Here is a 4,913-nt window from a genome sequence, read left to right as displayed (position 1 = left end):
AGTTTAGCGGCTCTGCGGTTAGAAAAATTGAGGCTGCAGGCGGAAAGGTAGAGAGTCTTAAATGATAGAAGCAATTGGAAATGCATTTAAAGTACCAGATTTGAAGCGACGCATACTATTCACACTCGCAATGATCGCTGTATATCGATTTGGTGCCCACGTGCCGGTTCCGGGCGTCGATGTAAAAGCACTTAAAACTCTTTTCGAGCAAACACCACTTCTAGGTTTCGTAGACCTATTTGCCGGTGGCGCATTATCTAACTTTGCCGTGTTTGCGTTGGGAATCATGCCGTATATCACGGCCTCGATCATCTTACAGCTCTTGACCATTGTTATCCCGAAACTCGGCGAATGGGCAAGAGAAGGGGAAACCGGCCAGCGTAAAATCACGCAATGGACCCGGTATTTGACCTTAGCACTGGGCCTCATCGAGTCGATCGGCTTGACGGCCTTCTTCCAAAGACAACTTATCGGCCTCGGCGCTAATGTAAAGTTCACATTGGGAATCGATGTGCTCATCGTTCTGACATTGGTGACAGGCACCGCGCTTATTATGTGGCTGGGTGAGCTTATTACTCAGCGAGGTATCGGCAACGGTATGTCGATCTTGATCTTTGCAAGCATCATATCGCGATTCCCGGAGGCTGTTCTTGCAACGGGAAGGACCGAAGGTATTCCTATCTTGATCGTCCTTATCATAATCCTGATAGCAATGATTGTTTCCATTATCTTTGTTGAAAAAGCCCAAAGAAGAATACCGGTCCAATACGCGAAGCGCGTGGTTGGCCGTAAGGTCTATGGGGGTTCGAACACATATATTCCGCTCAAGGTAAACTCGGCGGGAGTTATCCCGATTATCTTCGCGTCATCGGTGCTGATATTCCCGGCGACGATGTTACAGTTCTTCCCGGGCGGGATCTCCAGGACGATAAACGCTTTGCTTGATCCCAGCGGCGCTCTTTATCTAACGCTCTATGGCGTGCTGGTTGTATTCTTTACGTACTTTTATACGGCGATTATCTTTAATCCGATCGATATATCGGATAACATGAAAAAATACGGCGGTTTTATCCCGGGCGTTCGTCCAGGCAAACCGACGGCCGGTTACCTGGACAGGGTCCTGACCAGGATTACATTACCCGGCGCTTTCTTCCTTGCGGCTATCGCCGTTGTTCCTGCCATTCTCGGTAGGGTAATCGGAATACCGTTCTTCCAGGGCGGAAACTTTGGAGGAACATCGCTCCTGATTATGGTCGGTGTAGCGCTTGAAACGATGAGACAAATCGAGTCGCAACTCCTCATGAGACACTATGAGGGATTCTTGAAATAATTTATCAATTGAGGGGCTTCTTAAGAGAAAGGAGCAGGAATGAACGTAATTTTGCTAGGGCCTCCCGGCGCAGGAAAAGGTACACAGGCAGAGAGAATCGTAAACGAGTACGGACTCATTCATATCTCAACGGGGGATATGTTAAGAGCGGCCGTGAAGAACGGCACAGAGATGGGTCTTAAGGCTCAGGAGTTCATGACAGCAGGCGCACTTGTACCGGATGAGGTTGTAATCGGAATCGTGCGTGACCGTATTGCCGAGAAGGACGTTGAGGAAAAAGGATTCCTTTTGGACGGCTTCCCGCGTACCGTTAATCAGGCCGATGAGCTTGATAAAGTACTTAGCTCGTTGGGTAAGAACATCGATGCGGTTGTTAATATTGTTGTTCCAGACGAGGAGCTTCTTAACAGGCTGACCGGCAGGCGTATCTGCAAGTCGTGCCAAAAGCCGTACCATGTCATGTTTAATCCGCCGAAGGCGGAGGGCGTATGCGATAATTGCAGTGGCGAGCTGTATCAGAGGGCTGACGATACCATCGAGACCGTAAAGAACCGCCTCGATGTCTATCACGGTCAGACATCGCCGCTGATCGAGTACTATACCAAGAAAGGCGTCCTCGTCGACATCGACGGGACCAGAGGTATGGAAGACGTATTCGGCGATATCAGCAACGCGCTCAAGGCAAATGTATAAGATGACTCTTTCCTTTGAGGCGAGGGTATGATTATTCGTAAAAGTAAGAGTGAAATAGCTACTATGCGTCGTGCCGGGCGCATAGTAGCTCAAACTCTAAAGCTCATTGAAAACGAGATACGACCCGGCATAACAACGGCCGAGCTGGATGCCATGGCGGAGAAGTTCATCCGCAAGTCCGGCGGCAGGCCCGCGTTTAAAGGATATAAAGGATACCCGGCCACGATTTGCGCTTCACCGAACGAGATAGTCGTTCACGGGATTCCTGGGCCAAGGGAACTTATCGAGGGAGACATCTTCAGCGTCGACGTTGGTGTTGAGCTTGATGGTTTTTACGGTGACGCCGCCGCTACCTTTCCGGTCGGCACGATCTCCGAGGAAGCCCAGCGCTTGATGGACGTGACGAAACTGTCTCTGCAGAAGGGGATAGAGCAGTGTGTTGAGGATAATTATCTTTATGATATATCCTATGCGATCCAATCCACGGTTGAGGCAGCCGGTTATTCCGTGGTCAAGGAGTTTGTTGGACATGGCATAGGGCGGGCTATGCATGAAGACCCGCAAATCCCAAACTTCGGTCTTCCGAGAAGGGGACCGAAAATCAAAGCCGGTATGGTGTTTGCGATAGAGCCGATGGTCAACATCGGCGGGTTCAAGGTCGATATCCTTGCGGACAACTGGACCGTCGTCACCGAGGACAGAAGTCTCTCGGCGCATTTCGAGCACACGGTGGCGGTTACCGAACAAGGACCCGACATATTGACGGTTTTATAGACGCTCAATACAAATTTTGTTATAATATGGTTTTGTGCAGAAAACGCATGCGATTTTACGTTTTCTAAAGGACTTTCTGTTATATTGAGAGCGCAACAGAGCTATTTAAATTAATGAGACAACGTGGGCGTACCCAAGTGGAGGATATAGGTGCCTAAAAAAGAAGAAGCCATAGAAGTTGAAGGTACGGTAATAGAGCCTTTGCCGAACGCGATGTTCAGGGTTGAACTGGACAACGGGCATAAGGTTTTAGCCCATATTTCGGGCAAGATGCGCATGCATTACATCCGCATTCTGCCGGGTGACCGGGTTGTCGTGGAGCTGTCGCCTTACGACCTGACCAGGGGCCGCATCGTATATAGATTTAAGTAAATTGCGAATTAAAAACTAAGAAAAGCGTATATTCTTTAGGAAATACAAGAGGTTGGAGAGGGACAATGAAAGTTAGACCATCAGTAAAGCGAATTTGTGAAAAATGCAAAATCATCAAGAGGCACGGAAAAGTCCTTGTTATTTGCGAGAATCCGCGCCACAAGCAGCGTCAGGGCTAAGTATCTAGAGTCAGAAGCCAGTAGCCAGAGTTCAGAACGAACGTAACGCACAGCAGCCGGCACCGTACGGTTTGTTCTGAGACCTGAAATTTGACTTCTGGATTCTTGGCGTAAATGATGCTTTGCGCTAGAAGGCAAAGCTTGAATATATTTGGTTAGTTTAGGAGGAAGAGAATTTGGCACGTATATCCGGAGTTGACTTACCCAGGGATAAAAGGGTAGAGATCGGTTTAACCTATATCTTTGGTATAGGTCTTTCGAAGTCACAGGCAATACTTAGTGGCACAGGAGTTAATCCTGACACACGGGTTCGCAACCTGACCGAGGAAGAGGTCATCAAGCTCAGGGACTACATCGACAAAAACCTTAAGGTTGAAGGCGATCTGCGCAGAGAGGTGTCTCAGAACATCAAACGTCTCATGGAGATTGGATGTTACCGCGGCTTAAGACATCGTAGAGGACTGCCAGTACGTGGTCAGCGCACCCATACCAACGCCCGCACGAGGAAAGGCCCGCGCAGAGCTGTTGGTGCAAAACGCAAGAAATAAAACGTAAGAGAAAGAACATACAAAAAATAGTATGCAGATAGATTAGAAGGTTTACGACCGAAGGAGGTTAAGGCTGTTTGGCTAAGAAGAAAGCTACAGGCAGAGTCAAGCGTAGAGAACGCAAGAACGTCGTTCATGGCGCTGCCCATATAAAAAGCACGTTTAATAATACGATCGTCACGATCACCGATCAGCAGGGAAACACCATAGCGTGGGAAAGCGCGGGAACATCAGGCTTTAAAGGATCCCGCAAGAGCACTCCATTTGCGGCCCAGGTTGCGGCGGAATCATGCGCCAAGAAGGCCCAGGAGCATGGAATGAAGAGGGTGGACGTTTACGTTAAAGGCCCGGGGGCGGGACGTGAGACAGCGATCAGGACACTTCAGGCGAATGGCCTGGAAGTCGCCGGTATCACTGATGTCACTCCAGTACCGCATAACGGGTGCCGTCCACGGAAAAGGAGACGAGTGTAAGCTATGGCGAGATATACAGGACCTGTATGTAAGTTATGCAGGAGAGAAACACAAAAACTGTTCTTAAAAGGCGATAAGTGCTTGACGGATAAGTGCCCGGTCGAGAGACGTCCGTATCCCCCGGGTGAGCACGGTCGCGGACGCCGTAAAGAGTCCGAGTACTATATGCAGTTACGCGAGAAGCAAAAAGCAAAGCGTATCTATGGCGTACTTGAGAAGCAGTTTGCGAACTATTACAAACTGGCCACCAAGAGAAAAGGCGTCACGGGCGAGAACTTGCTTCAGATTCTCGAAAGCCGTTTAGACAATACCATCTATCGCATCGGTCTTGCGCCCTCACGTACCGAGGCGCGTCAAGAAGTGCGTCATGGACATGTTACGGTTAACGGAAGAAAGGTGGATATCCCATCGTTCCGCGTAAAACCAGGTGATGTTATCACCGCAGTCGAGGGCATAGCCCGAATTAAGGAAGCGGCTGAATCAGCCAATAAAGCCGCGATCCCGTCCTGGCTCGAAGTCGATCTCGCTAACCTGAGCGCAAATG

Annotated in this window: 8 protein-coding genes; all 8 read left to right on the top strand. The window is 49.4% G+C overall.

Going from position 1 to position 4,913, the window contains the following annotated elements; translation table 11 throughout:
* Nucleotides 1–61: 61 nt before the first annotated feature.
* Nucleotides 62–1,330 carry a preprotein translocase subunit SecY gene (gene secY, locus ACYC56_RS09205; protein ID WP_461373885.1) on the top strand — a complete coding sequence of 423 codons (1,269 nt, stop codon included), beginning with the start codon at nt 62–64 and terminating at the stop codon, nt 1,328–1,330.
* Between the two features lie 39 nt (nt 1,331–1,369).
* Complete coding sequence (locus tag ACYC56_RS09200; RefSeq protein ID WP_461373884.1) at nt 1,370–2,023, top strand: adenylate kinase; 654 nt, start codon at nt 1,370–1,372, stop codon at nt 2,021–2,023.
* Nucleotides 2,024–2,050: 27 nt separating this feature from the next.
* Nucleotides 2,051–2,797 (top strand): type I methionyl aminopeptidase, encoded by a 747-nt coding sequence (gene map / locus ACYC56_RS09195; protein ID WP_461373883.1) that lies wholly within the window; start codon nt 2,051–2,053, stop codon nt 2,795–2,797.
* Nucleotides 2,798–2,947: 150 nt separating this feature from the next.
* Nucleotides 2,948–3,169 carry a translation initiation factor IF-1 gene (infA, locus tag ACYC56_RS09190; protein ID WP_174572593.1) on the top strand — a complete coding sequence of 74 codons (222 nt, stop codon included), beginning with the start codon at nt 2,948–2,950 and terminating at the stop codon, nt 3,167–3,169.
* 65 nt (nt 3,170–3,234) lie between these two features.
* The gene (gene rpmJ / locus ACYC56_RS09185) at nt 3,235–3,348 is read left to right on the top strand and encodes a 50S ribosomal protein L36 (protein WP_461373882.1); all 114 of its coding nucleotides are present in this window, start codon (nt 3,235–3,237) and stop codon (nt 3,346–3,348) included.
* 176 nt (nt 3,349–3,524) lie between these two features.
* Nucleotides 3,525–3,896, top strand: a complete 372-nt coding sequence (gene rpsM / locus ACYC56_RS09180; protein ID WP_461373881.1) for a 30S ribosomal protein S13 — start codon at nt 3,525–3,527, stop codon at nt 3,894–3,896.
* 77 nt (nt 3,897–3,973) lie between these two features.
* On the top strand, nt 3,974–4,369 hold the full coding sequence (gene rpsK, locus ACYC56_RS09175) for a 30S ribosomal protein S11 (RefSeq protein ID WP_286678502.1): 396 nt from the start codon (nt 3,974–3,976) through the stop codon (nt 4,367–4,369).
* 3 nt (nt 4,370–4,372) lie between these two features.
* Nucleotides 4,373–4,913: 30S ribosomal protein S4 (rpsD, locus tag ACYC56_RS09170; RefSeq protein WP_461373880.1), on the top strand; the 541-nt coding region annotated here is incomplete at its 3' end.

It is taken from the genome of Candidatus Aquicultor sp. (assembly GCF_054640775.1).
Note: the sequence above shows the minus strand (reverse complement) of the source record. Positions and strands in the feature narration are given on the sequence as shown.

What these genes read in the sequence shown, in the direction of transcription:
- map (WP_461373883.1), top strand. Translation starts at nt 2,051, where the DNA reads ATGATTATTCGTAAAAGTAAGAGTGAAATAGCTACTATGCGTCGTGCC.
- secY (WP_461373885.1), top strand. Translation starts at nt 62, where the DNA reads ATGATAGAAGCAATTGGAAATGCATTTAAAGTACCAGATTTGAAGCGA.
- ACYC56_RS09200 (WP_461373884.1), top strand. Translation starts at nt 1,370, where the DNA reads ATGAACGTAATTTTGCTAGGGCCTCCCGGCGCAGGAAAAGGTACACAG.
- rpmJ (WP_461373882.1), top strand. Translation starts at nt 3,235, where the DNA reads ATGAAAGTTAGACCATCAGTAAAGCGAATTTGTGAAAAATGCAAAATC.